This is a genomic window from Gilvimarinus sp. 1_MG-2023 (assembly GCF_030548285.1).
In genome coordinates this window covers 1-566 of the sequence record NZ_JAUOSC010000056.1, presented here as the reverse complement: position 1 = coordinate 566, position 566 = coordinate 1, and the positions used below count along the sequence as shown (strand labels likewise).

Here is a 566-nt window from a genome sequence, read left to right as displayed (position 1 = left end):
GGGCTGAGGCTGTCTCCCTTGCCGGATGCCAGCGTTTGCAGGGTGTTGATGCCGAGCTGCAGGCTGTGGCTGGGGTCGCCGTAGATGTCATCAAATGACTCCGGATTCTGTTCAAACAGACTGGCCAGGAGTGGCGTAGCATCGCTGATGGAGGTATCTCCGGTACGAGCCAGCTGCTCTACCAGAGTGGCGGCCTGAACGACGGCGGCAATGGCAATGGCTTGCTGACGGCGGTCAGTCATGTTGGTTCCCTGCTGTGACGGATGAGTCATTAGTGGATGGTTGATTGCTGGTGGTTTCAATAACGCCGCCGCCGAGGCAAACGTCATCCAGATAAAAAACCACCGATTGCCCCGGTGTGATGGCGCGTTGTGGCTGTTCGAAAATCACCCGGTAGCCCGTCTGACCATCGACGGTGTCTTGTCGTTCAATCACGCAGTGCTGGTCACTCTGGCGATAACGGACTTTGGCGGTGCAGTGTAAGGGCAACTTGGCCGGTTCCTGATTTACCCAGAAAATAGCACCGGTGGTGAGTGTGTCGGTAAACAGCAGCGGGTGGTTTTTAC

The 566-nt window shown here is 56.7% G+C and carries 2 protein-coding genes; both read right to left on the bottom strand.

Annotated features, from left to right (window positions below; genetic code table 11):
* Positions 1-242: DUF489 family protein (locus Q4563_RS15620; protein WP_303605114.1), on the bottom strand; the 242-nt coding region annotated here is incomplete at its 3' end.
* Positions 235-566, bottom strand: a 332-nt coding sequence (locus Q4563_RS15615) for an aminomethyltransferase beta-barrel domain-containing protein (RefSeq protein WP_336623036.1), incomplete at its 5' end; no start/stop codon positions are given. The genes Q4563_RS15620 and Q4563_RS15615, both read right to left, overlap by 8 nt.